Origin of the sequence: Aeromonas sp. R7-5, assembly GCF_040908015.1 — a bacterium.
GTDB classification, from domain to species: Bacteria; Pseudomonadota; Gammaproteobacteria; order Enterobacterales; family Aeromonadaceae; genus Aeromonas; species Aeromonas caviae.
In genome coordinates this window covers 193,688-219,992 of record NZ_JBFOCZ010000033.1, presented here as the reverse complement: position 1 = coordinate 219,992, position 26,305 = coordinate 193,688, and the positions used below count along the sequence as shown (strand labels likewise).

Annotated in this window: 24 protein-coding genes and 2 tRNA genes; 8 read left to right on the top strand and 18 right to left on the bottom strand. The window is 60.2% G+C overall.

The annotated features are described in order from the left end of the window. Positions 1-102 precede the first annotated feature (102 nt). Positions 103-513 carry a large-conductance mechanosensitive channel protein MscL gene (gene mscL, locus AB5Y53_RS16375; RefSeq protein WP_010673746.1) on the top strand — a complete coding sequence of 137 codons (411 nt, stop codon included), beginning with the start codon at positions 103-105 and terminating at the stop codon, positions 511-513. 72 nt (positions 514-585) lie between these two features. Here the strand turns inward: mscL and xerD are convergent, their stop codons facing one another. Beyond that, a complete protein-coding gene (gene xerD / locus AB5Y53_RS16370; protein ID WP_213319641.1) occupies positions 586-1,485 on the bottom strand; it encodes a site-specific tyrosine recombinase XerD in 900 nt (299 codons plus the stop codon). Between the two features lie 183 nt (positions 1,486-1,668). Between xerD and fldB the strand changes: the two genes are divergently transcribed. The 4 genes from fldB (at position 1,669) to AB5Y53_RS16350 (ending at position 5,957) form a co-directional block, all read left to right on the top strand. Next, complete coding sequence (gene fldB, locus AB5Y53_RS16365; RefSeq protein ID WP_041212516.1) at positions 1,669-2,187, top strand: flavodoxin FldB; 519 nt, start codon at positions 1,669-1,671, stop codon at positions 2,185-2,187. Positions 2,188-2,589: 402 nt separating this feature from the next. Further along, the gene (locus AB5Y53_RS16360; protein WP_368182576.1) at positions 2,590-3,990 is read left to right on the top strand and encodes a TldD/PmbA family protein; all 1,401 of its coding nucleotides are present in this window, start codon (positions 2,590-2,592) and stop codon (positions 3,988-3,990) included. Between the two features lie 106 nt (positions 3,991-4,096). Further along, positions 4,097-5,437, top strand: coding sequence for a TldD/PmbA family protein (locus AB5Y53_RS16355; protein WP_368182574.1), 1,341 nt, complete (start codon positions 4,097-4,099; stop codon positions 5,435-5,437). Between the two features lie 142 nt (positions 5,438-5,579). Further along, positions 5,580-5,957 carry a VOC family protein gene (locus AB5Y53_RS16350; RefSeq protein ID WP_010673739.1) on the top strand — a complete coding sequence of 126 codons (378 nt, stop codon included), beginning with the start codon at positions 5,580-5,582 and terminating at the stop codon, positions 5,955-5,957. 71 nt (positions 5,958-6,028) lie between these two features. On the opposite strand, the gene AB5Y53_RS16345 is transcribed toward AB5Y53_RS16350, so the two are convergent. Then, complete coding sequence (locus AB5Y53_RS16345; protein WP_041212511.1) at positions 6,029-6,955, bottom strand: L,D-transpeptidase family protein; 927 nt, start codon at positions 6,953-6,955, stop codon at positions 6,029-6,031. 443 nt (positions 6,956-7,398) lie between these two features. On the opposite strand from AB5Y53_RS16345, the gene yegQ reads away from it, so the two are divergent. Together yegQ and AB5Y53_RS16335 are read left to right on the top strand one after the other, a co-directional pair. After that, on the top strand, positions 7,399-8,763 hold the full coding sequence (gene yegQ / locus AB5Y53_RS16340; protein WP_010675357.1) for a tRNA 5-hydroxyuridine modification protein YegQ: 1,365 nt from the start codon (positions 7,399-7,401) through the stop codon (positions 8,761-8,763). A gap of 1 nt (position 8,764) precedes the next feature. After that, positions 8,765-9,013 carry a YfhL family 4Fe-4S dicluster ferredoxin gene (locus AB5Y53_RS16335; protein WP_010675358.1) on the top strand — a complete coding sequence of 83 codons (249 nt, stop codon included), beginning with the start codon at positions 8,765-8,767 and terminating at the stop codon, positions 9,011-9,013. Positions 9,014-9,271: 258 nt separating this feature from the next. Here the strand turns inward: AB5Y53_RS16335 and AB5Y53_RS16330 are convergent, their stop codons facing one another. Continuing rightward, positions 9,272-9,664, bottom strand: coding sequence for a DUF1090 domain-containing protein (locus AB5Y53_RS16330; protein WP_039041125.1), 393 nt, complete (start codon positions 9,662-9,664; stop codon positions 9,272-9,274). A 160-nt stretch (positions 9,665-9,824) separates the two neighbouring features. Between AB5Y53_RS16330 and AB5Y53_RS16325 the strand changes: the two genes are divergently transcribed. Then, the gene (locus AB5Y53_RS16325) at positions 9,825-10,178 is read left to right on the top strand and encodes a DsrE/DsrF/TusD sulfur relay family protein (protein WP_010675361.1); all 354 of its coding nucleotides are present in this window, start codon (positions 9,825-9,827) and stop codon (positions 10,176-10,178) included. Positions 10,179-10,181: 3 nt separating this feature from the next. On the opposite strand, the gene AB5Y53_RS16320 is transcribed toward AB5Y53_RS16325, so the two are convergent. From AB5Y53_RS16320 to ftsH, 15 genes are all read right to left on the bottom strand, one after another. Next, a complete protein-coding gene (locus AB5Y53_RS16320; protein ID WP_368182572.1) occupies positions 10,182-11,393 on the bottom strand; it encodes an MDR family MFS transporter in 1,212 nt (403 codons plus the stop codon). Positions 11,394-11,535: 142 nt separating this feature from the next. Continuing rightward, positions 11,536-13,674: a polyribonucleotide nucleotidyltransferase gene (pnp, locus tag AB5Y53_RS16315; RefSeq protein ID WP_029314766.1), complete on the bottom strand. Its 2,139-nt coding sequence runs from the start codon at positions 13,672-13,674 to the stop codon at positions 11,536-11,538. 180 nt (positions 13,675-13,854) lie between these two features. Next, on the bottom strand, positions 13,855-14,124 hold the full coding sequence (rpsO, locus tag AB5Y53_RS16310) for a 30S ribosomal protein S15 (protein WP_010675364.1): 270 nt from the start codon (positions 14,122-14,124) through the stop codon (positions 13,855-13,857). A 135-nt stretch (positions 14,125-14,259) separates the two neighbouring features. Next, positions 14,260-15,210 (bottom strand): tRNA pseudouridine(55) synthase TruB, encoded by a 951-nt coding sequence (gene truB, locus AB5Y53_RS16305; protein WP_010675365.1) that lies wholly within the window; start codon positions 15,208-15,210, stop codon positions 14,260-14,262. 1 nt (position 15,211) lies between these two features. Next, entirely contained in the window at positions 15,212-15,646 is a 435-nt protein-coding gene (gene rbfA / locus AB5Y53_RS16300; protein ID WP_010675366.1) for a 30S ribosome-binding factor RbfA, read from the bottom strand. Between the two features lie 55 nt (positions 15,647-15,701). Then, positions 15,702-18,404, bottom strand: coding sequence for a translation initiation factor IF-2 (infB, locus tag AB5Y53_RS16295; protein ID WP_041212506.1), 2,703 nt, complete (start codon positions 18,402-18,404; stop codon positions 15,702-15,704). Positions 18,405-18,424: 20 nt separating this feature from the next. Continuing rightward, positions 18,425-19,927: a transcription termination factor NusA gene (gene nusA / locus AB5Y53_RS16290; RefSeq protein WP_010675369.1), complete on the bottom strand. Its 1,503-nt coding sequence runs from the start codon at positions 19,925-19,927 to the stop codon at positions 18,425-18,427. Between the two features lie 14 nt (positions 19,928-19,941). After that, the gene (gene rimP / locus AB5Y53_RS16285) at positions 19,942-20,400 is read right to left on the bottom strand and encodes a ribosome maturation factor RimP (protein ID WP_010675370.1); all 459 of its coding nucleotides are present in this window, start codon (positions 20,398-20,400) and stop codon (positions 19,942-19,944) included. A 166-nt stretch (positions 20,401-20,566) separates the two neighbouring features. After that, positions 20,567-20,643, bottom strand: a tRNA-Met gene (locus AB5Y53_RS16280). A gap of 91 nt (positions 20,644-20,734) precedes the next feature. Further along, positions 20,735-20,819: transfer RNA gene (locus AB5Y53_RS16275), tRNA-Leu, on the bottom strand. A gap of 7 nt (positions 20,820-20,826) precedes the next feature. Further along, complete coding sequence (secG, locus tag AB5Y53_RS16270; protein WP_010633113.1) at positions 20,827-21,153, bottom strand: preprotein translocase subunit SecG; 327 nt, start codon at positions 21,151-21,153, stop codon at positions 20,827-20,829. Continuing rightward, positions 21,154-21,918 carry a triose-phosphate isomerase gene (gene tpiA / locus AB5Y53_RS16265; RefSeq protein ID WP_368182570.1) on the bottom strand — a complete coding sequence of 255 codons (765 nt, stop codon included), beginning with the start codon at positions 21,916-21,918 and terminating at the stop codon, positions 21,154-21,156. Positions 21,919-22,049: 131 nt separating this feature from the next. Then, on the bottom strand, positions 22,050-23,384 hold the full coding sequence (gene glmM, locus AB5Y53_RS16260; protein ID WP_368182568.1) for a phosphoglucosamine mutase: 1,335 nt from the start codon (positions 23,382-23,384) through the stop codon (positions 22,050-22,052). An 18-nt stretch (positions 23,385-23,402) separates the two neighbouring features. Further along, positions 23,403-24,248, bottom strand: a complete 846-nt coding sequence (gene folP / locus AB5Y53_RS16255; protein WP_103244669.1) for a dihydropteroate synthase — start codon at positions 24,246-24,248, stop codon at positions 23,403-23,405. Between the two features lie 84 nt (positions 24,249-24,332). Then, complete coding sequence (ftsH, locus tag AB5Y53_RS16250) at positions 24,333-26,285, bottom strand: ATP-dependent zinc metalloprotease FtsH (RefSeq protein ID WP_368182565.1); 1,953 nt, start codon at positions 26,283-26,285, stop codon at positions 24,333-24,335. Positions 26,286-26,305: the final 20 nt, after the last annotated feature.

Here is a 26,305-nt window from a genome sequence, read left to right as displayed (position 1 = left end):
GACGACGGGAGACATCTTTAGTCATCCCTCTGTTTTGCTGATGTTTTATTATTCAAATCGACGTGCGCTCAGGTGGCACGTCGTCCATTTCTAGGGGGAAAAATGAGTCTGATTCAAGAGTTCAAGGCCTTTGCATCCAGGGGCAATGTGATCGACATGGCGGTCGGTATCATCATAGGTGCCGCCTTTGGCAAGATTGTCTCCTCCTTCGTGGGAGACGTGATCATGCCCCCCATCGGGCTGATCCTGGGGGGCGTGGATTTCAGCGATCTCGCCGTGACCCTGAAGGCCGCCGAAGGGGATGCCCCTGCCGTGGTCATCGCCTACGGCAAGTTCATCCAGACCTGTATCGACTTCCTGATCATCTCCTTCGCCATCTTCATGGGGCTCAAGGCCATCAACACCCTGAAGAAGAAGCAGGAAGAGGAAGCCGCTGCCCCGGCCGGCCCCACCAAAGATCAGGAGCTGCTGACCGAGATCCGCGACTTGCTGAAATCCCAGCAGGGGAAATAACCGTTTCCTCCCTGTCGTGTGCTGAAAAAAACCGCCTTCGGGCGGTTTTTTGTTGCAAGGCCGGTGAGGCGATCAGGCTCTGGGGTGGTGCTGGCCGTGCAGTGCCTTGAGCCGCTCGTTGGCCACGTGGGTATAGATCTGGGTGGTGGAGAGATCCGCGTGGCCCAGCAGCATCTGCACCACTCGCAGATCGGCGCCGTGATTGAGCAGGTGGGTGGCGAAGGCGTGACGCAGGGTGTGGGGGGAGAGTTCCCCCCTGATGCCGGCTCTCAGGGCATAGAGCTTGATGCGGTGCCAGAAGGTCTGGCGGGTCATCATCCGGGCCCGCTTGGAGGGGAACACCACGTCCGAGCTGGTGCCACCCAGCAGCAGAGGGCGCCCCTCCCGGTAGTAGCGCTCCAGCCAGTGCACCGCCTCCTCCCCCATGGGGACCAGGCGCTCCTTGTTGCCCTTGCCCACCACTCGCACCAGCCCCTGGCGCAGGCTGACGTGTTCGGCGGTCAGCCCCACCAGCTCGGACACCCGCAGCCCGGTGGCGTAGAGCAGCTCGAGCATTGCCTTGTCCCGCAGCTCCAGCGGATCGTCCACCAGGGGGGCTTGCAGCAGCGCCTCCACCTCGGCTTCGCTCAGATCCGATGGCAGCTTTTTGGGGAGCTTTGGCCCCTCCAGCAGCACGGTGGGATCGTCGCTGCGCAGCTTCTCGCGATTGAGGTACTGGTAGAAGCGGCGCAGGGCCGAGAGGAAACGGGCCGTGCTGCTGGCCGCGAACTGATGGTCCACCCGCCAGGCGAGGTAGTGCTGGATGTCGTCCAGCCCCGCCAGCAGCAGGGAACAGCCTTGCTCATCGAGCCAGAGGGCAAATTTTTCCAGGTCGGTGCGATAGGAGCTGACCGTGTTGTCGGAGAGCCCCCGCTCCAGCCAGAGGGCGTCGAGAAACGGCTCGATCAGGGGATGGGATTCTGCTTTGCTCATGGTGCGCCGCGCTCAGGGAAACAGGTCGCCATTGTAACGTGCCGACCCACCCGGGCCGCAAGGCAAGGCTGCACATCCCCTCAGGCGGTGAAGAGCCCGGCGCAATCTGCTAGACTGGCGCCCTCCCCCCGGGCGCCGCTGTGCCGGTCACGCCCCTTGCCGACTGCGATCAAGAGAAGAGCGATGAAGATAGGTTTGTTTTATGGCTCCACCACCTGCTACACCGAGATGGCCGCCGAGAAGATCCGCGCCCTCATCGGCCCCGAGCTGGTCGATCTCCACAACATCAAGGATGTGCCCCTCGCCCGCATGCAGGAGTACGACATCCTGATCCTGGGCATCTCCACCTGGGATTTCGGCGAGCTGCAGGAGGACTGGGAGTCTCGCTGGGAAGACATCGCCGACCTGCATCTGGAGGGACGCATCATCGCCCTGTTTGGCATGGGCGATCAGCTGGGCTATGGGGAGTGGTATCAGGATGCCCTCGGCCTGCTGCACGATCAGCTGGTCCCCAAGGGGGTCAAGCTGGTGGGCTACTGGCCCAACGAGGGGTACGAGTTTGACGCCTCCAAGGCGCTCATCGACGATGGCCGTCACTTCGTCGGGCTTGCCCTCGATGACGCCAACCAGTACGACCAGACCGAGTCCCGCATCGAGCAGTGGGTCGACCAGATCCTGAGCGAGATCCACGAACTGCTCTGATCCTGATCGCCCGGATGTTCGACGACGCCAGCCAATGGACGACCAGACCGACCCCGCATCGAGCAGTGGGTCGACCAGATCCTGAGCGAGATCCACGCACTGCTCTGACCCTGATCGCCTGGATGTTCGACGACGCCGGCCAATGGACGACCAGACCGACCCCGCATCGAGCAGTGGGTCGACCTCATATCAAGCGAGCGCCATGAGCGGCGCCAACCTCCCCTGTCGGTAGCCTGCGCTCGGGCTGCCGGGCGCATAAATCGCACCGATTTTCTCGTTCGGTATCATCGGCTGACGCTATAGCGACTTTTTGCTTCTGGTCTGCAACAATGAGGTCGACACCCCATAACAACACAACGCCGGGTGTCGGAAGCAAACGGACAGACCAGAAAAGGATATTCTATGACTTCATTCTCCCTGTTGGCCCCCGCCATCGCCCGCGACGTGCTCGATCACGCGCTGGCGCTGGGTGCCGACTTCGCCGAGCTGTTTGTGGAACGCAAGCGCCGCAGCCAGCTCAGCCTGCTCTCCAGCCAGATAGAGAACATCAGCGGTGGTCTCGACTTCGGTATCGGCGTTCGCCTGTGCTACGGCCACAAGGTGCTCTACGGCTACACCAACCTGGCCGATCGCAACGAGCTCTTGCGCATCGTTACCCTGCTGGCGGCCAAGGACAGGCGTGACCCCGTGGTCACCGCCACTGCCTTTGACTTCACCCGCCTGACCGACCGCAACCCGATCGCTCTGCCGCTGTCGGCCGACAAGCTGCTGGAGCAGAAGATCGCCTACCTGCATGCCATGGACGCTGCGGCCCGCGCCGAGAGCGACAAGGTGAGCCAGTTCTCGGGCAACGTGCTCGGCTGGGAGCAGGAGGTGGAGATCTTCAACAGCGAAGGGGTGCAGGTGAGCGATCGCCGCCACTACAACCGCATCATGGCCCAGACCATCGCCCTGGACGGGGGCGAGCAGAGCGTAGGTTATGAAGCCCCCGGTGCCATGAAGGGATGGGAACATGCCGAGAGCATCGATCCCCGCGAGCTGGCTCTCACCGCCACCCGCCAGGCACTGGTGAAGCTGGGATCCGCCCCCTGCCCGAGCGGCAAGCTGCCGGTCATCATGGAGAGCGGCTTTGGCGGCGTCATCTTCCACGAGGCGTGCGGTCACCTGCTGGAGACCACCTCGGTGGCCAAAAAGGCATCCGTGTTCCACGACAAGATGGGCCAGCTCATCGCCAACCCCGCGGTCAGCGCGGTGGACGAGGGCTTGCAGGGCAACGCCTGGGGCTCCATCAACGTCGATGACGAGGGGATGGCGACCCAGCACACCCAGCTCATCAAGGACGGCGTGCTGACCGGCTTCCTGGTGGACAGAATGGGGGCCCTTCGCACCGGCTACGCCCGCACCGGTTCCGGGCGCCGGGAATCCTACAAGTTCGCCCCCGCCTCCCGCATGCGCAACACCTATATCGAACCGGGCAACTACAGCCTCGACGACATGCTGGCAACCGTGGAACACGGCATCTATGCCAAGCGGATGGGGGGGGGCTCTGTGCAGCCCGGTACCGGCGAGTTCAACTTCAATGTGCAGGAGGCCTACCTCATTGAGGGGGGCAGGATCACCCGGCCCCTCAAGTCGGCCACCCTGATCGGCACCGGCCCGCAGGTATTGAAGGAGATCTCCATGGTGGGGCGCGATCTGGCCCTCTCCGCCGGCATGTGCGGCTCGGTCTCCGGATCCATTCCCGCCTCGGTCGGCCAACCGCCGCTCAAGGTTGACAGCATTCTGGTCGGAGGGAACGCCTGATGAACATCCATGACACTCTATGCGGTTCCTTCTCCCGCCTCATTCGCGTTTCAGTCGGCCAGCCGCCGCTCAAAGTTGACAATATCCTGGTCGGAGGGAACGCCTGATGAGCCAGCTCGACATGAACCAACTGCTTGCCCGTCTGCTGGACCAGGTCGCCGATCTGGGTGCCGAGGCAGACGTCATCGCCAATCAGGAGAAGGCCTTCTCCCTCAAGGCCGACAAGGGCGAACTCAGTGAATACAAGGTCACCAGCAGCCAGCAGATCGGCATTCGCCTCATCAAGGAAGGCCGGGTCGGCATCGCCTATTCCGAGTCCCTCGACGCGTCGGCCCTGGACGCCATGGTGCAGGATGCGCTCGATGCGAGCCGCTTCGCCAAGGTGGACCCGGATCAGCGCATCACAGTGCAGCAGAGCCGGCTCATCACCGACTGCGCCGAGATACATCAGGCCGACACCACGGCGGTGGAAGAGAAGATCGCCCTGACCCTGCACCTCGAGTCCGACATGCTGGCCCTGCCGGACGTGACCGGCGCCCCCTACAACGGCTTCTTCGAGGGGGAGAGCCGCCTCTGGCTTGCCAACAGCCAGGGCAGCCTCTGCGAACATCAGGAGTTCAGCGTCGGCTGCCACAGCTCCGCTCTCATCGAGCGAGAGGGCCGCCAGTCCATGCACTACCAGGGACAGTACGCACGGCGCTTCGACGAGTTGGAGAGCCAGCCTCTCATCCGCCAGATCCACGCCGTGGCCGATGGCCTGCTGATGGGTGAGGCGGTGCCGAGCGGTCGCTACAGCGTCATCTTCAGCACCCACTGCTTTGCCAGCCTGTTTGGCTGCTTCCAGTCCGCACTGTCTGGCAAGTGGGCCCAGCAGGGGATCAACCCCTGGCGCGACAAGCTGGGCCAAAGCGTGGCTTCTCGCTGGCTCACCCTGGAGAGTCGTGCCTATATGCCGGGGGGCATGAAGATCAAGGCGTTTGACGGCGAAGGGGCCGCCACTTCGGATCTCCTGCTCATCGGCGAGGGGGAGCTCAAGACCCTGCTGCACAACAGCGCCACCGCCCGCCACTTCGGCGTGACGAGCAACGGTGCAGCCGCCCGCAGTGCCCGCAGTGCCCTGGACGTGGCCCCTCGTCACCTGGTGTTCGGGCTCGGCCCCCACGGCGAGGCCGAGATACAAAGCGGTGAGTACCTGGAGCTGGTCAAGCTGGACGGCCTGCACTCCGGGGCCGATGCGGTGAGCGGCGACTTCTCGTTCGGCGCCTCCGGCTTCCTCTGCCGAAATGGCGAGCGCGTGGCGCCGGTACGCGGCATCACGGTGGCGGGCAACTTCTATCGTCTGCTCGGGGAGCTGGAAGCGGTCGGCAACCAGCTACACCACGACGATGGCAAGGACTTCTATGCCCCGCTGATCCGCTTTGGCGGGCTCAGCATTGCCGGCAAATAAGAGGGGGAGCCTTACTCGGCTCCTCCCCCTTCAAGCGGCGCCATCAGGCGCCGCTTTTTTTATCCATGGCGCCCCCCGACAGCCACTTCTAACCTCAAAGAGCCACCGACCGCGTTGGCCGGGAACTCTGGAGAATACGACGATGGACAACACCCTGGTCTGGGCCGATATTCCGACACGGGATCTGGATCGCGCCATGGACTTCTACTCGGCCCTGCTCGATGTGCAGGTCACCCCCATCCAGGAAGAGACCATGCGCTTTGCCATGCTGCGCCACGACGGCAGCAACGCGGCGGCCTGTCTCGGCCCCATGGACAAATATCACCAGCCCGGCGGTGCCGGTCCCCTCATCTATCTCTCCCTCGGTGACAGGCTGCAGGAAGCGGAACTGCTGGTCCCCCGTCTCGGCGGGCGGGTGCTGGAGCCTCTGCACAGCATCGGCAGTGGTCATGGCTCCCGGGTCATCATCGAGGATACCGAAGGCAACTGGCTGGCCCTCTATGCCCCACCAGCCAGCTGACGTCCGGATATGCAGAAACAACAACGGCGACCTGATGGTCGCCGTTGTTGTTTAACTGCACTTGCCGGCCATTACGCCTCTGGATTGAGGCGGGTCGGGATGCCGGTACGCTGTTCCAGCACCTGCTTGACCACGTTGGAATCGCTGTCAGCGTGGGCGATGAAGCGGGTAGTAGCCGGGGTCATGGGCAGCGGCACGGAGGCGGTGGAGTTGAACTCTTCCTCGGTGCGCGACAGCGGCTCGTGCACTTCCATGTAGCGACCGCCATCCGGCTCGACCGTGGTCTTGACCGGCTGGTTGACGAACTGGACGCGGGTGCCGACCGGCACGTGATCGAACAGGTACTTGATGTCGTCGGCGCGCAGGCGCACGCAGCCGCTGCTCACCCGCAGACCGATGCCGAAGGTGGCGTTGGTGCCGTGGATGGCGTATAGGTTGCCGATGTAGAGCGCGTGCAGGCCCATGGGGTTGTCCGGGCCGGCCGGCCAGACCGCGGGCAGGGTCTTGCCCTGGGCGGCGTAGCGGCGACGGATATTCTCGGTCGGGGTCCAGGTCGGGTTGGCACGCTTGCGCTCAACCTTGGTGATCCAGTTCTCAGGGGTGTTGACCCCGAGCTGGCCGATGCCGATGGGCAGCACATGCACCACGTTCTTGCCCTTCGGGTAGTAATAGAGACGCATCTCGGCCACGTTGATGACGATCCCTTCGCGGGGAGCGTTGGGCAGGATCAGCTGATGGGGAATGATCAGCGTGCTGCCCGCCTTGGGCAGGTAGGGGTCGACGCCCGGGTTGGCTTCCATGATGTTGGTCAGACCCAGCTGGAAGTCGGAAGCGATCTGCTCCAGCGGACGGTTGTCTGCGGGCACCACGTATTCCTGGTTCTCACCGATCAGGCGGCTGTTGGCTGCAGGCAGCTGGTATTCAACGGCGGCGGCCTGCTGGCTGACCAGCGCCAGCGTACATAAAAGAGCCGAAGCGGCAATGCGAAGGGGATTCATAAAATTCCTGTATGGTTTCCTGTTCCTGTGGGCCTTTGCCCTGCTCATCATCGGTCTCTTGTGGGCCCGTCACCGGGGACCAACAACCGAGCGCGCATTCTTTCCCGAGCAGGGCAAAATTTCAACTTGGAGATGGTCTTTTTCGCCGAAAAGATCCATTTCACTGCCAACTCGGGGGCATCTTTCACCCCTTGCACTCTAGCAACCCCAGTCTGAGCGTAAAATGAACATGGCGCAGACATGCCAAGGCCGTCCCAAATTGCATGACGAGGCGGTCACGAGTACAATCTCGCACCCCGTATATCCGGAGTATCGAGTCACCTCCTGCTCCGATGTACCCCCATCGGATGGCCGTGCGTCGAAGACGGTCGCGCCACCGATGAACCCACACGACGCCATCAGGTGGCGCCGTCCTGATTTGCAATCAGATAAAAGAGTCCAACATGTTCAGACCAGAATTGCTCTCCCCTGCCGGGACCCTCAAGAACATGCGCTACGCCTATGCCTATGGCGCAGACGCCGTCTATGCGGGCCAGCCGCGCTACAGCCTGCGGGTACGCAACAACGAATTCGATCACGAGAATCTGCAGCTCGGCATCAACGAGGCCCATGCCCTCGGCAAGCAGTTCTATGTGGTGGCCAACATTCAGCCCCACAACTCCAAGCTCAAGACCTTCATCCGCGACATGCGCCCTGTGGTGGATATGAAGCCGGATGCACTCATCATGTCCGATCCCGGTCTCATCATGATGATGCGCGAAGCCTTCCCCGACATGCCTATCCACCTCTCGGTGCAGGCCAACGCGGTCAACTGGGCCACGGTGAAATTCTGGCATCAGATGGGCCTGACCCGTGCCATCCTCTCCCGCGAGCTGTCTCTCGACGAGATCGAGGAGATCCGCATGCAGGTGCCGGAGATGGAGCTGGAAGTCTTCGTCCACGGGGCGCTGTGCATGGCCTACTCCGGCCGCTGCCTGCTCTCCGGCTACATCAACAAGCGTGACCCCAATCAGGGCACCTGCACCAACTCCTGCCGCTGGGAGTACAAGGTGCACGAGGGCAAGGAAGATGACGTGGGCCAGATCGTCCACCGCCAGGAGCCCATCGCCGTGCAAAAGGTGGATCCGACCCTGGGCGCAGGCAAGCCGACCGATGCCCTGGTGCTGCTGGAAGAGTCCAACCGCCCGGGCGAGTTCATGACCGCGTTTGAAGACGAGCACGGCACCTACATCATGAACTCCAAGGATCTGCGCGCCGTCGAGCACGTCGAGCGCCTGACCAAAATGGGCGTTCATTCGCTGAAAATCGAAGGCCGTACCAAGTCCTTCTACTACTGCGCCCGTACCGCCCAGGTCTATCGCAAGGCCATCGACGATGCGGTGGCTGGCCGTCCATTCGATCCAACCCTGATGGGCACCCTCGAGAACCTGGCCCACCGCGGCTACACCGAGGGCTTCCTGCGCCGTCACAACCACAGCGAATACCAGAACTACGACTACGGTTACTCCGTCTCCGACACCCAGCAGTTCGTCGGCGAGATCACAGGTCGCAACGGTGACATGGTCGAGGTCGAGGTGAAGAACAAGTTCCTGCTGGGCAACAGCCTGGAGCTGATGACCCCCCAGGGCAACCTCAGCTTCAACCTGGAGCAGATGCAAAACCGCAAGGGCGAGCTCATCGACACCGCGCCGGGCAACGGCCACGTGGTCTACGTGCCGGTTCCCAAGGAGATCGACGTGAATTACGGCATCCTGCTGCGCAATCTCGGCGAGCGAGAGGATACCCGTCAACCTCACTCGGCGGCCTGAGATGGCACTGCTCATCACCGACAAGTGCATCAACTGTGACATGTGCGATCCGGAGTGTCCGAACCAGGCCATCACCCTGGGGAGCAAGATCTACGAGATAGACCCGGATCGCTGCACCGAATGCGTCGGCCACTATGAGAAGCCGACCTGCATCAGCGTCTGCCCCATCGACTGCATCATCTGGGATCCCGCCCACGTGGAAACCGAAGATCAGCTGATGGAAAAGTTTGTGCGGATGCACAGGCAGTAGCAGTAGCAGTAGCAGTAGCAGTAGCAGTAGCAGTAGCAGTAGCAGTAGCAGTAGCAGTAGCAGTAACACCTGCATCAGCGTCTGCTCTACAGGGACTGCATCCTCCGGGATCCCGTCCATAGGATGGAGACCGAAGATCAGCGGATGGAGAAGTTCGTGCGGATGCACAGGCAGTCAGCGTCTGACACTCGCGGGCGCATTATCCAGAAATAGAAAAAGCCGGGCATGCCCGGCTTTTTCTATTGCGCTGCCCTTCCCTCAGGGTTTGACCAGTTTTTGCAGCGCCTCGAGTTCGCGCTGGGCTTCCAGCAACTCGGCCTGGGACTCCTCCAGCTTGGACTGCTTCTTGGCAATCTTGTCCGGCTTGCCCGATACCCGTGCGCTCTGCAACTCGGCCAGCCGCTCTTCCACTTCTTCCCTCTGCTTGACCACCTTGCGTTGCTGCTCCTCAAGGAGCCCGGCATCGGTACAATGGGCCTCCAGGTTGCGCAGTGCCCGCTCAAGGCCGGCTACCTGCTCCTGGTTGTTGTGCGCCCTGGCGAACGCAAGCTGATCCGTCACGGCCTGCTGTCTGGCCTTGCAGCCGATGTTTTCACTACCATAGGCTTGTCCGGCCAACAACAATAAGCCTATTCCGGCGATCTTCCACATAACAACCTCTTTGTTCTGTCATACTGGATGGCCGTCCATGAGACCTGACTCCCTGTGTGAGGTCAAGACACACGGGGCCGGGCTACGACAGAGTGTGCTCTGCATCATGCCGGGCCGCTTTCGCCGAGGCTACAATGGCCCTTTCAATCAGGAGAGCCACATGACCCAACACATTCTCATCATTGCCAACGGCGCCCCCTATGGCAGCGAGTCCCTGTTCAATGCCCTGCGCCTCGGCATCGCCCTCAAAGAGGAGGGAAAGGTAGACCTCAACCTCTTCCTGATGTCGGATGCCGTCACTGCGGCTCTGGCCGGGCAGGCTCCGGCCGAGGGCTACAACCTGCGCCAGATGCTGGAGATACTGCTGGCTCAGGGCACCCGGATCCGGCTTTGCAAGAGCTGCACCGATGCGCGCGGCATCACCCCGCTACCCCTTGTCGAGGGCATAGAGATAGGCACCCTCCCCTTGCTGGCCCAATGGACTCTGGCCGCCGACAAGGTGCTGACCTTCTAGCCGTCAGGGCCCGACCCGGACCAGCGCAGGGCGCGAGGTCCGGGTACTCAGACCATAGAGCATCAGGATCACCAGGCAGAGCAGCGCCATCAGGGCATAAAGCCAGCTCCCGCCCCAGTGGGCCAGCACCCAGCCTCCCAGCAAGGCCCCCATGGCCACCCCGAGTCCGGAGATGGAGGCCGCCCCGAAATAGCTCCCCTTCAAATGACCAGGCGCCATCTGATCGATCAGCACATTGAGCAAGGGGAAGAGGATGCACTCCCCGACGCTCAAGAGGATCACCGCCACTATCCAGTGCCACCAGATGGCGGTATCCCCCAGCGCAAACTGCAACTGGGCGCCGAGAAAGAGCGCCACCCCGAGTTGCAGTTTGCGCCGCGTGGACCAGCGGGCAGTCAGGTGCAGCAGGGGGAACTGCAGCATCACTATGGTCAGCGCATTGGTCGTCACCAGCCAGCCGATGAGCCGCTCCACCTCCGGCGTCCCCGCGCGGGTCAGATACTGGATGAGGGGCGACTCGAACTGGGCGTAGACCAGCATCAGCAGCAGATTGGCCATGATCAGCAGCAGAAACCCCCTGTCCTGCCAGAGCACCCGCAGCACGGCACGCATGCCGGGCCCGGCCGCCTGGCTGGTGTGGCAACCCGCCAGCCTGAACCCGATGACAAAGACCATGCCAAGCAGCAGATAGCTGGCACTGAGCAACAGGAAGGTCTCCTGACGCGCGCTCAGGCCATAGGTGACGCCGAGCAGAGGACCGATGGCCGCCCCCAGGTTGAGCAGGAAATAACGCAGGTGCAGCGCCAGCTCACGGGCTTTGGGCTCGGCCAGATTGTCGGCCATCAGTGCCTTGCCCGGTGAGTCGATGAGTCCGTAGGAGAGTCCGCTGCCGATCACCCCGAGTGCCAGCCAGCCCACCTGGTGGGAGAGGCCGAGCAGGGCCACGCTGGCGGCGGAAACCAGGCAGCCGAACAGCAGGATGTTGCGCCGCCCCCATTTGTCCGAGAGCCAGCCGCCATAGAAGCTGACAAGAGTGGAAAGCGCCGCCGTGGCCCCCAGGATGGCGCCTATCAGGGTCGCCGAAAGTCCGTAGTCACGGTAGAGCAGGATGGAGAGAAAGGGCCAGACCATGAAGAAGGTGGTACGCACCATGAAAGTGCCCAGGATGACGATCCAGACCAGGGAAGGAAACTGCCTGAGGTAGGCCCATGACATGCTGCAATTCCTTTTGCCAACGAAGCGGGGTCGTCCCTTATATCAAGGGGCACCAAAAGGAACAAGGAGACAATCTGCACCATGCCGGGCGGCAGGCACAAAAAAGCCGACCCAAGGGTCGGCTCTTTCACATACGGCAGCCTTATTCGGCAGCTGGCTCTTCGACAGCAACGGCAGCAGGAGCAGCAGCCGCTTCTGTCGGTGCGTTCGCTTCCTTGATGGAGAGACGCACACGGCCCTGACGGTCCACTTCCAGTACCTTCACCTTCACCACGTCGCCGATTTTCAGGAAGTCGGCCACGTTCTGCACGCGGGCATCGGTGATCTGGGAGATGTGCACCAGACCGTCTTTACCCGGCAGGATGTTGACGAAGGCGCCGAAGTCAGCCAGGCGCACGACCTTGCCTTCGTAGATGCGGTTCACTTCGATCTCGGCGGTGATGGCCTCGATGCGGCGGATCGCTTCCATGGCGGCTTCGTTGGCCACGGCGGAGATGCGAACGGTACCGTCATCATCCAGCTCGATGTTGGTGCCGGTCTCTTCGGTCAGGGCACGGATCACGGAACCACCCTTGCCGATCACGTCCTTGATCTTCTCAGGATTGATCTTGATGGTGTGGATGCGCGGGGCGAAATCGGAGATCTGGGCACGGGGAGCCTGGATAGCTTCGTCCATCACCTTCAGGATGTGCAGACGAGCGCCACGAGCTTGCTTCAGCGCAATCTCCATGATCTCTTTGGTGATGCCTTCGATCTTGATGTCCATCTGCAGCGCGGTCACACCTTCGCTGGTACCGGCTACCTTGAAGTCCATGTCGCCCAGGTGATCTTCGTCACCCAGGATGTCGGACAGCACGACGAAACCTTCTTCTTCCTTCACCAGACCCATGGCGATACCGGCAACGGAGGCCTTGATCGGCACACCGGCATCCATCAGCGCCAGGGAGGAACCACAGACAGACGCCATGGAGGAGGAGCCGTTGGATTCGGTGATTTCAGAGACCACACGCACCACGTACGGGAACTCGGCGGCGCTCGGCATCACGGCAGCAACGCCGCGCTTGGCCAGACGACCGTGACCGATTTCACGACGCTTCGGGCTGCCCATCATGCCAGTCTCGCCGACGCAGTAGGGCGGGAAGTTGTAGTGCAGCATGAAGCGATCGGCGCGGTTGCCGGTCAGCTCGTCGATGTTCTGGGCGTCACGCTCGGTACCCAGAGTGGCCACCACGATGGCCTGGGTTTCACCACGGGTGAACAGGGCAGAACCGTGGGCACGGGGCAGGATGCCGGTACCGACGGAGAGGGCGCGGATCATTTCCGGATCGCGACCGTCGATACGCGGCTCACCACGTACGACGCGACCACGGACGATGCGGCTCTCCAGGCTGTGGAACTCTTCGCCGATCTTCTTGGCATCTTCTTCCACGCCGGATGCGATGACTTGCTCGACCACGCGGCCCTTGATGGCAGCGATGGTTTCGTAGCGAACAGCCTTCTCGGTGATGCGGTAGGCTTCACCCAGCTCAGCTGTGGCCAGTTCGGCAACTTTGGCTTTCAGCGCTTCGTTGACGGCAGGCGGGGTCCAGTCCCAGGGCTTGGTACCGACGTCGGCAGCGAATTCATTGATGGCGTTGATCACGGTCTGCATCTGCTCGTGACCGTAGACCACGGCGCCCAACATCACCTCTTCGGAGAGGATGGCCGCTTCGGATTCCACCATCAGCACCGCATTGGCAGTACCGGCAACCACCAGATCCAGATCGCTCTGGGGCAGTTCGGTGGTGGTCGGGTTCAGCACGTACTGGCCGTTCATGTAACCCACGCGGGCTGCACCGATCGGGCCGCCGAACGGGATGCCGGAGATGGCCAGGGCCGCGGAGGCACCGATCATGGCAACGATGTCGGGAGAAACGGCCGGGTTCACGGACATGACGGTGGCAACCACCTGAACCTCATTGAGGAAGCCTTCCGGGAACAGCGGACGGATGGGACGGTCGATCAGACGGGAGATGAGGGTCTCACCCTCGCTCGGACGGCCTTCACGACGGAAGAAACCACCCGGGATACGACCAGCAGCATAGGTACGCTCCTGATAGTTGACGGTCAGCGGGAAGAAATCACGGCCGTGATCGGCCTCTTTCTTGCCAACGACAGTCACGAAGACACAGGTATCGTCCATGCTGACCATGACGGCCGCAGTGGCTTGACGGGCCATCACACCGGTTTCCAGTGTGACGGTGTGTTGACCGTACTGGAATGACTTTACAATAGGATTCACGTGAATTTCCTTTTAACAATTTGGCGCTTTAAATTCGCGTGCAAGTATACTTGATTCGCATCAAAAGGTAAGCGCGGACGTCAATTCTGTGAGGCAGGCAACGGCCTGCATCCTGTTTGAAACGGGTAATAAAAAAGGGGAACCTCGCGGTTCCCCTTTTTTGCGAAATCTGATGGTCGATTAACGACGCAGACCCAGCTTGGCGATCAGAGCAGCGTAACGCTGAACGTCTTTACGCTTCAGGTAGTCCAGCAGCTTACGACGCTGGGAAACCATGCGCAGCAGACCGCGACGACCGTGGTGATCCTTGGCGTGCTCCTTGAAGTGACCTTGCAGATGGTTGATCTGGGCAGTCAGCAGGGCAACTTGCACTTCGGGGGAACCGGTGTCGTTGGCGCCACGAGCGTTGTCGGCAACGATTTGAGCTTTGATCTCAGCATTTAGAGACATGGTATTACTCCAGTAGAGTGTTTAAAGGTTCACAGCCAATCTCTAATTCAGCCGTGAAATGAGGGCGGTATCATAATCGTCCCCGCCCCTTTTCGCAACGGGAAAGACGCGTGACAGACCGATACCGCCTGAGGATCACTCCTCGTCGTGGTAGCGAACAAGACGCTTGGGCGCCACGCGCCCCTCGTCATCGATCTCGCCAACCCCGATGAATTCGCGCTCCGGGCCGACCGTCATGCGGACCTGGCCGCTTTGGGGGCTACCTGCCACCTGCACGGCCTGACCCTGGTTCACATAGGCGGCCACGGCGACCAGCATGTTCACCTCGGGCAGAGAGGCCACGGCAGTGTCCATCGGCAGCAGCAGGGGATCCAGCTGCTCCCGTGGCGGAATGCTTTCGGCCTTGGCCTGCTCGAAGATACACTCGAGCTGCTCCAGGGTCAGCATCCGCTCGTAGGGGTAGCTCGCCACCTGGGTGCGACGCAGCTGGGTGACGTGAGCGCCACAGCCCAGCACTTCCCCCAGATCGTCCACCAGGGAACGGATATAGGTACCCTTGCTGCAATGCACTTCCAGCTTCACCTCGTCCCCCTCGAAGCCGAGCAGCTTGAGTTCGAAGATGGTGATGGGACGGGCTTCCCGCTCGATCTCGATCCCTTCACGGGCATATTCGTAGAGCGGGCGGCCGTTGTGCTTGAGGGCGGAGTACATGGACGGCACCTGCATGATGGGGCCGCGGAACTGGTCCAGCGCCTCGATCAGGGTACCCACGGCCACGTTCACCGGGCGGGTGGAGACCACCTCGCCGTCGGAGTCGCTGGTATTGGTGCGCTCGCCGAGCTTGGCGGTCACCTCATAGCGCTTGTCCGCTTCCAGCAGATACTGGGAGAACTTGGTGGCCTCCCCGAGGCAGATCGGCAACATGCCGGTGGCCAGGGGGTCCAGGGCGCCGGTATGGCCGGCCTTGGCGGCGTTGTAGATCCGCTTGACCTTCTGCAACACATCGTTGGAAGTCAGGCCGGTCGGTTTGTCCAGCAGCAGGATGCCGTGTACGTCACGGCCTTTGAAACGACGTCTACGAGACATCTCAGGCGTTATCCTCAGTCGTGTCATCCGGTGCGGATTGCTCTTCGTCACGACCGGCTTCAGTCATGCGACGCTTGTCTTCACGCACAGTGTTGGTCACCAGGTTGGAGAGGCGCATCCCCTCGACCAGGGTCTGGTCGTAGTAGAAACGCAGCTCGGGCACCACCCGCAGACGCATGGCGCTGCCCAGCAGGCTGCGGATGTAACCGGCAGCCTCGGTCAGGCCCTTGAGCCCTTCCTTGATGCGCTCGGCGTCATTCTCCAGTTGCAAGAAGGTGACATAAACCTTGGCATAGTTGAGGTCCTTGGAGACCTCCACGTCGGAGACGGTCACCATGCCGATGCGCGGGTCTTTCACCTCGCGCTGCAGGATCAGCGCGATTTCACGCTGGATCTGCTGCCCGACCCGACGGGTCCGGCTGAATTCTCTGGCCATATTCTATCCTGCGATAAAAGGGGGCCGCGGCCCCCTATTTTGTCTAACGCTCGGCTTACAGAGTCCGCTGGATTTCAACGGTCTCGTACACCTCGATCTGGTCGCCTTCACGCACGTCGTTGTAGTTCTTGACCGCGATACCACACTCGTAGCCGTTGCGAACTTCGTTGACGTCATCCTTGAAGCGGCGCAGGGATTCCAGCTCGCCTTCATAGATAACCACGTTGTCACGCAGAACGCGAATGCGGTTGGAACGCTTGACCACACCTTCGGTAACCATACAGCCGGCAACGGCGCCGAACTTCGGCGACTTGAAGACGCTACGCACTTCAGCCAGACCGATAATCTCCTGACGATACTCAGGAGCCAGCTTGCCGCTCATGGCCTGCTTCACTTCGTCGATCAGGTCATAGATGACGGAGTAGTAACGCAGATCCAGGCTCTCGGATTCGATGACCTTGCGCGCAGAAGCGTCGGCACGGACGTTGAAGCCCACCAGGATGGCGCTGGAAGCCGCGGCCAGGGTCGCGTCGGTTTCGGTGATGCCACCTACGCCGGAACCCACGATCTTCACCTTCACTTCGTCGGTGGAGAGTTTGACCAGCGCATCGCAGATCGCTTCCACAGAGCCTTGTACGTCGGCCTTGATCACCACGTTCACTTCGGACACTTCGCCCTCGGTCATGTTGGCAAACATGTTTTCCAGCTTGGCCTTCTGCTGGCGAGCCAGCTTGACTTCGCGGAACTTGCCCTGACGGTAGAGCGCCACTTCACGGGCTTTCTTCTCGTCACGCACGACCGTGGCTTCGTCACCGGCAGAGGGAACGCCGGACAGACCCAGAATTTCCACTGGCAGAGAGGGACCGGCTTCCTTGATCTCGCGACCCAGTTCGTCACGCATGGCGCGAACCCGGCCGTACTCAAGACCACACAGCACGATGTCGCCCTGACGCAGAGTGCCTTCCTGTACCAGCACGGTGGCAACCGGACCACGACCTTTATCCAGGAAGGATTCGATCACGACGCCGTTGGCCATGCCGTCAACCACCGCTTTCAGCTCCAGGACTTCGGCCTGGATCAGGATGGCTTCCAGCAGGTCGTCGATGCCTTCGCCAGACTTGGCGGAGACGTGCACGAACTGGCAATCGCCACCCCAGTCTTCGGACATGACGTTGTAACGGGCCAGCTCGGTCTTGACGCGATCCGGATCCGCTTCAGGCTTGTCGATCTTGTTCACCGCAACAACCAGCGGCACACCGGCCGCCTTGGCGTGCTGGATAGCTTCGATGGTTTGCGGCATCACGCCGTCGTCAGCTGCAACAACCAGCACAACGATGTCGGTCGCCTTGGCACCACGAGCACGCATGGAGGTAAACGCCGCGTGACCCGGGGTATCCAGGAAGGTGATCATGCCGCTGTCGGTCTGTACGTGGTACGCACCGATGTGCTGGGTAATGCCACCGGCTTCGCCTGCGGCGACCTTGGCTTTACGGATATAGTCCAGCAGCGAGGTCTTGCCGTGGTCGACGTGACCCATGATGGTCACGACCGGCGCACGCGGCTTGGCTTCGGAGGTCTCGTCACGATCGCTAAGTACCGCCTCTTCCAGCTCGTTCTCACGGCGCAGCACTACCTTGTGACCCATCTCCTCGGCGACCAGCTGAGCGGTCTCCTGGTCGATCACCTGGTTGATGGTGGCCATGGCACCCATCTTCATCATCACCTTGATGACTTCAACGCCCTTGACGGCCATCTTGTTGGCGAGCTCCGCCACTGTGATGGTCTCGCCGATGACGACGTCACGGTTGACCACGGCAGCCGGCTTGTTGAAGCCGTGTTTCATGGCGTTCGGCATGGCCATCTTGCCACGCTTGCCTTTGCGGGCACGGGGATCGCGGGAGTTGCGGTCATTGCGGTCGTCTTCGCGACGGCCGACCTTCTTCGGCGCCTTGGCAGCGGCAGCCGTGCGACGGCTGGTCTCTTCCTTACGATCCAACTCATCTTCGGCCGCTTGCGCGTGCTTGTTGGTGGTCAGATGGTAATCGCTGCTCTCTTTGGCGCGAGCCGCTTCTTCTTCAGCCCAGCGGGCCGCATTCTGTTCCGCCATGATGCGAGCCTCTTCGGCTTTCTTCGCGGCGAGTTCTTCAGCTTTTTGCAAAGCTGTCTGTTCCTGTTGGCGCTTCAGTTCTTCTGCTTCGCGCTTGGCCATCTTTTCTGCCTCTTGCTGAGCTGTGCTAACGGCTGCTTTGGCGGGCTGTTGAGCCTGTCGAGCCTTCTGTTGTGCCTCGATCCGCGCCTTTTCCTCAGCTTCACGACGAGCCTGCTCAGCCTCACGGCGAGCCTTCTCTTCAGCGTCGAGGCGGGCCTTCTCTTCGGCCTCGCGACGAGCTTTTTCTTCTGCTTCCAAACGCGCTGTTTCCTCGGCTTCCGCCTGGCGCTGTTCATCTTCCAGCGCCGAGCGTCTTACATAGGTGCGAGACTTGCGCACTTCTACCTGCACTTCCTTGTTCTTGCCACCAGTCCCCTGAACACTCAGGGTGCTCTTGGTCTTGCGCTGCAAGGTCATGCGAGCAGGTGCGGTGACCTCGTCACCTCCATGCTGTTTCTTCAGATGTGCCAGCAGAGTCTGTTTCTCAGACTCGCTGACCATGTCGTCGGCCTTGCTCTTCACGATGCCGGCATCGACAAACTGCTGGAGAAGACGATCAACCGGCGTGTCGATGTCAGTGGCAAGTTGCTTAACTGATACTTCTGCCATTCATTTTCCTCCGTTTGACCTTATTCAGACTGCTCTTCTCCGAACCAACAGATATTGCGAGCAGCCATAATGAGCTCACCAGCCTTCTCGGCGGTCAACTCTTCGATGTCGGCAAGGTCATCGATACCTTGCTCTGCCAAATCTTCCAGGGTGCCGACACCGCGAGCGGCCAGGGCATAGGCCATTTCACGGCCGAGGCCGGAGAGATTGAGCAGTTCTTCGGAAGGCTCGACGCCTTCAAAGGATTCTTCTTTGGCCAGGGCCTTGGTGGTCAGGGCATCCTTGGCACGCTTGCGCAGCTCTTCGACCATGTCTTCATCCAGACCGTCGATGGCCAGCAGCTCGTTGACCGGGACGAAGGCAATCTCTTCCAGGGTGGAGAAGCCCTCTTCCATCAGCAGGCCGGCGAAATCGTCGTCGATATCGAGGGTGCTGGTGAACAGGTTCATGATGCGGTCGTTCTCGGCCTGGTGCTTGGCACGCATGTCCTCGACGGTCATCACGTTCAGTTCCCAACCGGTCAGCTGGGAGGCCAGACGCACGTTCTGACCGTTGCGGCCGATGGCCTGGGCCAGGTTGGCGGCTTCCACGGCGATGTCCATGGTGTGGTTGTCTTCATCGACGATGATGGAGGCCACATCGGCTGGCGCCATGGCATTGATCACGTATTGGGCCGGGTTGTCATCGTACAGCACGATGTCGGCACGCTCACCGCTCAGCTCGGCGGAGACGGCCTGAACGCGGGCACCACGCATGCCGATACAGGCACCGATCGGGTCGATACGACGATCGTTGGTCTTGACCGCGATCTTGGCGCGGGAACCCGGATCACGGGCAGCGCCCATGATTTCAATCATCTCTTCGCCGATTTCCGGCACTTCGATGCGGAACAGCTCTTTCAGGAAGTCCGGGCTGGAGCGGCTAACGAACAGCTGGGAACCACGGGCTTCCGGACGCACGGCGTAGAGCAGGCCACGGATGCGGTCGCCGGGACGGAAGGTCTCACGGGGCAACATGTCGTCACGGAAGATCACGGCTTCGGCATTGCTGCCCAGATCCAGGATCACGTTGTCGCGGTTGCTCTTCTTGACCACGCCGCTGATGATGGTGCCTTCCTTGTCCTTGAACTGGTCAACAACTTGGGAACGCTCGGCTTCGCGCACTTTCTGCACGATGACCTGCTTGGCGGTCTGGGTGGTGATACGGTCGAAGGTCACAGAGTCAATCTGGTCTTCAACATAGTCGCCGATCTGGATATCCGGCTGCTCGATCTGAGCGGCTTCGAGAGTGATTTCCCCGTACGGGTTCTCCATGGAAGCCTGATCGGCCACCACGACCCAACGGCGATAGGTGTCATAGTCACCGGTCTTGCGATCGATCTCGACACGCACTTCAATCTCGCCTTCGTATTTTTTCTTGGTCGCAGTCGCCAGCGCAGTCTCCAGAGCCTGGAAAATCTTCTCGCGGGGGACAGCCTTCTCGTTGGACACAGCGTCAACGACCAGCAAAATCTCTTTATTCATATCCGATAGCCTCGTTAACCAAAGTTCGGCACTATGTTCGCTTTTTGGATATTGGTGAAAGCCAACACCTCGTCCTTACCATCTACCGTCAGAGTGATCATGTCCCCCTGCACGGCTTTGATTACGCCTTTGAACTTGCGGCGGTTGTTTGTTGCCATCCGAAGCGTTACCGCCGCCTCCTGGCCAACGTATTTTTCGAACTGGGCGACCTTGAACAGTGGACGATCCAGACCCGGGGAAGACACCTCAAGGTAGTACTCCTCGGTGATGGGATCTTCGACATCCATGATGGCGCCGACCTGGCGGCTCACCTCGGCACAGTCTTCCACCGTCACGCCTTGCTCCGAGTCGATGAAAACGCGCAAGGTCGAGTGCTTACCCGCACGGATAAACTCGATACCCCACAGTTCAAAACCCAAGGCAACGACCGGAGCCTCGAGCAGATCGGTCAAACGTTGTTCCAACGTAGCCAAAGTCACCCTCCGAAAAACGAAAAAAGGGCATATAGCCCAGATAGAAATAGATTCAGAGTAAATTGCACATAACAAAAAGCCCCGATGTCAAATCGGGGCTTGGCGCTTTACCCTGATTGTCGCCTCGCAGCGACCGCCTTCCTGAGCGTAGGAAATGCGTGAAATTTGGTTGCGGGGGCCGGATTTGAACCGACGACCTTCGGGTTATGAGCCCGACGAGCTACCATGCTGCTCCACCCCGCGTCCGAAATCGTGCGAGATTATAGCCACTTCACTCTCGTGAGACAAGACTCAGCGGCTATAACATCCCGGTTACCCGGGTTCACTGCTTAATTGGTGCCGTGGGCGGGACTCGAACCCGCACACCCTAGAGCACTACCCCCTCAAGATAGCGTGTCTACCAATTCCACCACCACGGCAAAACTCTTATTCGGGAACGTCAGTATCTTTCTTCACTGGCGCTTTGCTCTGCTCAACTTGTTGAGTCTGTTGCAGATTTTCCCATTCACTACCCTGTTTGACCTTGTTGCTGGACATGGAACCCAGAACCAGACTAATCAAGAAAAACAGAGTAGCCAAAATCGCTGTTGTGCGGGTCAGGAAACTGCCTGAGCCACCGGAGCCGAATACAGTATTCGATGCCCCTGCGCCGAAGGAGGCGCCCATATCAGCCCCTTTACCTTGCTGAATCATCACCAGACCAATCAGAGCCAGCGATACCAGCAGATAAACGACCAAAAGAATCTCGTACATTTAACTTGCACCCTTTGCCGCTTCAACTATTCCTAAAAACGCCTCGCCATCAAGACTTGCCCTGCCTATCAGACCGCCATCAATATCGGGCTGCGCAAACAAATCTTGTGCATTGGCCGGTGTCACGCTCCCACCATAGATGATTCTGACTTTCTCACCTATTACCGGAGTATCCTCCGCCAAGCGACTGCGAATAAAGGAATGAACCTCTTGTGCCTGCTCGGGTGTGGCGCATTTACCTGTACCTACAGCCCAGATTGGCTCGTAGGCGATGATAGCATTATCGAAAGCCATCGCGCCATTTTTCTCTATAACGATGTCCAGTTCCTCGGCAATTACCTCGAAGGTTCTTCTTGCCTGCCTCGCTGCTCCTGACTCACCCAGACAAAGTATGGGTATCAGACCTGCTGCTCTGACTGCCGCAAACTTCTCTGCGACGATAAAACTGGTCTCACCAAAGAGACGCCTGCGCTCGGAGTGACCAACAAGTACATATCGGCAACTTGCCTCAACCAGCATCTCACACGAGATTTCACCCGTATAAGCGCCCTGTCTGTGCTGGCTCACGTTCTGAGCCCCTAGCTTCACTCTTCCCTGCTCACCGAGCAGTTCGGCTGTGAAACCGAGATGCACATGGGATGGACACAAGACCACATCTACGTCTTCATCAATGCGCTCTGTGCACTGACTCGTAAACTGCTCTAACTGCGACCTACTACCGTGTAACTTCCAGTTGGCTGCTACAAACGGCTTGCGATGTCCCATCGGCAACTCCCTTGCGAAAGCGGGGCTGATAATATCCAGAGGATGCTCAGCTGACAAGTGCTATTTTCAAATTTTCGAATCGTTTGAACAAGATACAACCAAGGCGACTAAAAAGCCGCCTTGGTTGTTCATTAAAACGCCGATTCGACCTGTTTGGCGATGCGCTCTGCCATATCGCGCACCTGCTGTTCGTGTTCACCTTCGACCATGACCCGGATCAGGGGCTCGGTGCCGGATTTGCGCAGCAGCACCCGGCCACGGCCGGCCAGTTCCTGCTCCACTGCCGCCACTTCCTGCTGAACGGCACTGGAGGTCAGCGGATCCTTGCCTTCGGCGAAGCGCACATTGACCAGCACTTGCGGGAACTTGCTCATGCCCGAACGCAATTTGGCCAGCGGCATCTCGGCACTGCGCATGGCCGTCAGCACCTGCAGAGCGGCGACGATACCATCCCCCGTGGTGGTCTGATCCAGGCAGATGATGTGACCGGAGTTTTCGCCCCCGATGCGCCAGCCCTTCTCGTTCATCATCTCAAGCACGTAGCGGTCACCCACCTTGGCACGGGCAAAGGGGATGCCCAGGGTCTGAAGCGCCAGCTCCAGCCCCATGTTGGCCATCAGGGTGCCCACCACACCGCCCTTGAGGCGGCCATGGCGCAGGGCATCCCGGGCGATGATGTAGAGGATCTCATCCCCGTCGATGATGTAACCAGTGCTGTCCACCATCACCAGACGGTCGCCGTCACCGTCGAAGGCGACGCCGAGATCTGCCTTGCATTCCTGGACCTTGGAGGCCAGCGCCTCCGGTGCGGTGGAACCGACACCGTCATTGATGTTGAGCCCATCCGGGCTGCAGCCGATGGCGATGACTTCGGCACCCAGCTCGCGGAAGACGGAAGGGGCGATGTGGTAGGTGGCACCATGACCGCAATCCACCACCATTTTCAGCCCTTCCAGGCTCAGATTGGAGGGGAAGGTGCTCTTGCAGAATTCTATGTAGCGACCAGCCGCATCATCGATGCGCTGCGCCTTGCCAAGCTCCGCGGACTCCACGCACTTGAGTTCGTTGTCGAGCTCGGCTTCGATGGCCAGCTCGACATCATCGGGCAGCTTGGTGCCGTCGGCGGAGAAGAACTTGATGCCGTTGTCGTAATAGGGGTTGTGGGATGCACTGATGACGATGCCGGCTTCGGCACGGAAGGTGCGAGTCAGGTAGGCAACCGCCGGGGTGGGCATGGGTCCCATCAATATGGCTTTGAGACCGGCAGCGGAGAGCCCCGCCTCCAGTGCCGACTCCAGCATATAACCGGAGATACGGGTATCCTTGCCGATCAGCACCTTCTTGGTCCCTTTCTTGGAGAGCACCTTGCCGGCGGCCCAGCCCAGTTTCATGACGAAATCCGGGGTGATCGGGTATTCACCCACCTTGCCGCGCACGCCGTCGGTGCCGAAGTACTTTCTGGTCATTGTCTGTTTCTCGTTTTTCTATTTGGATATGAAATCTTGTCCCGTCATGGTCATCCAGCCTGTACGCAAGACATCCATGGTGGCCCGCACGTCGTGCACCCGGATGATCCTGGCACCATGTTGCAACCCGATCAGGGCGCAGGCCAGGCTACCAGCCAACCGCTCGGCTACCGGGCGGTCAAGCAGGTTGCCTATCATAGACTTTCGTGACATGCCCACCAAGAGCGGAAGTTGGTAATCGAGCAGTGACGCCTGCTGTGCCAGCAGCTGATAGTTGTGCGCCAGCGTCTTGCCAAACCCATAGCCTGGATCCAATACCAGATGCTCACGCGGGATACCGGCCCCCAGACAAGCGGCAATCCGCTCGTCAAAGAAGGCTCTCACCTCCCCCACCAGATCGTCATAGTGCGGCTCCACCTGCATGGTACGGGGCTGCCCCTGCATGTGCATGAGGCATACCGGTACGCCAGCCTCGGCCGCCGCGCCCAGCGCTCCCGGCTCTTGCAGGGCGCGGACATCATTGATGAGGTGACCACCTGCAGCACAGCCCTCCCGCATGACAATCGCCTTGGAGGTATCGAGGGAGATCATCACATCCAGCTCGGCGACCATGCGCTCCACCACGGGGATGACCCTGTCCAGCTCCTCCTGCTCGCTCACGTCGGGGGCGCCCGGGCGGGTCGACTCGCCACCTATATCGATAAGGGTGGCCCCATCGGCCACCATGTCGCGGGCATGACTCAACGCCAGATCGATCTGCTTGAAGCGGCCACCATCTGAAAAGGAGTCCGGCGTCACATTGAGAATGCCCATGACATGGGGACGGTCGAGAGAAAGGGGACGTCCCTTGCTGATTAACTGCATTGCTTCAACTACCTCCAACAAGAGCGGCAAACTCTTCGTGCAAAGAAAAACCCCGGGCAAGCCCGGGGTTTGTATCATGGCAACTTATTTGGCCGGGACATCGTTCGCCTTGTCGATGTCACTCAGAGGTGCATTGCTCTCTTCAGCCAGCGCCTTGGCCTCTGGCCCGTTGTTCACGCTGGCACCACCTTGCGGGGTGTCACCGTGCTCATCATGCCAGTTGCTGGGAGCACGCACTTCGCGACGCGCCATCAGATCATCGATCTGCTTGGCATCGATGGTTTCGTACTTCATCAGCGCATCTTTCATGGTGTGCAGCACATCCATGTTGTCCAGCAGGATCTGCTTGGCACGATCGTAGTTGCGATCGATGACCTGCTTGACCTCTGCATCGATGATGCGGGCGGTATCGTCAGACATATGCTTGGCCTTGGCCATGCTGCGGCCGAGGAAGACTTCACCATCCTCTTCTGCGTAAAGCATGGGGCCGAGACGCTCGGACATGCCCCACTGGGTGACCATCTTGCGAGCGATGTCGGTCGCACGTTCGATGTCGTTGGATGCACCGGTCGATACCTTCTCGGCACCGTAGATCAACTCTTCCGCCAGACGACCGCCATACAGGCTGGAGATCATGGACTCAAGATGCTGCTTGGAGTGGCTCCAGCGGTCCTGCTCCGGCAGGTACATGGTCACACCCAGCGCACGGCCGCGCGGAATGATGGAGACCTTGTAGACAGGGTCATGATCCGGCACCACGCGACCAATGATGGCGTGACCCGCTTCGTGATAGGCCGTCATCTCCTTCTCGGACTCTTTCATCACCATGGAGCGACGTTCCGCCCCCATCATGATCTTGTCCTTCGCCTTTTCGAACTCCAGCATGGAGACCACTCGGCGGCTCTCGCGAGCAGAGAAGAGGGCAGCCTCGTTCACCAGGTTGGCCAGATCGGCACCGGAGAAACCAGGGGTACCACGGGCAATCAGCGCCGGATTGACATCATCCGCCAGCGGTACCTTGCGCATATGCACTTTCAAGATCTGCTCACGACCGCGAACATCCGGCAAGCCGACCACGACCTGACGGTCGAAACGACCCGGACGCAGCAGCGCAGGATCCAGTACGTCGGGACGGTTGGTGGCGGCGATGACGATGATGCCCTCATTGCCTTCAAAACCATCCATTTCAACCAGCATCTGGTTCAGGGTCTGCTCACGTTCATCGTGACCACCACCCAGACCGGCGCCACGCTGGCGACCGACCGCATCGATCTCATCGATGAAGATGATGCAGGGGGAGGATTTCTTGGCCTGTTCGAACATGTCACGCACCCGGGAGGCACCGACACCCACGAACATTTCCACGAAGTCCGAACCTGAAATGGTGAAGAACGGCACCTTGGCCTCGCCTGCAATGGCTTTGGCCAGCAGGGTCTTACCGGTACCGGGAGGACCTACCAACAGGACGCCGGTCGGGATCTTGCCACCCAGCTTCTGGAATTTGGTCGGGTCACGCAGATAGTCGACCAGCTCCTTGACCTCTTCCTTTGCCTCGTCACAACCGGCTACGTCGGCAAAGGTAGTCTTGATCTGATCTTCGCTCATCAGGCGAGCCTTGCTCTTGCCGAACGACATGGCACCCTTGCCGCCGCCGCCCTGCATCTGACGCATGAAGAAGACCCAGACACCGATCAGCAACAGCATCGGGAACCAGGAGATGAAGATGGACGTGATCAGAGATGGTTCTTCCGGCTTCTCACCCATCACCTTGACGTTATGGTTGAGCATGTCGTTGAGCAGTTGGGGATCCGGCGCAGGAATGATGGTGGTGAAACGTTCACCGGTGCGCTTGACGCCATTGATGACCTTGCCATCCATCCGCACTTCACGGATCTGCTCCTGGGTCACTTCTTTCACGAAGCTGGAATAGTCCAGCTGGCGACTGGTGGTATCGCTGGGGCTGAAGCTATTGAACACCGACATCAGCACGACGGCGATGACCAGCCACAGGATTAGGTTTTTCGCCATGTCACTCAAATCAATGACCTCGCAGACTG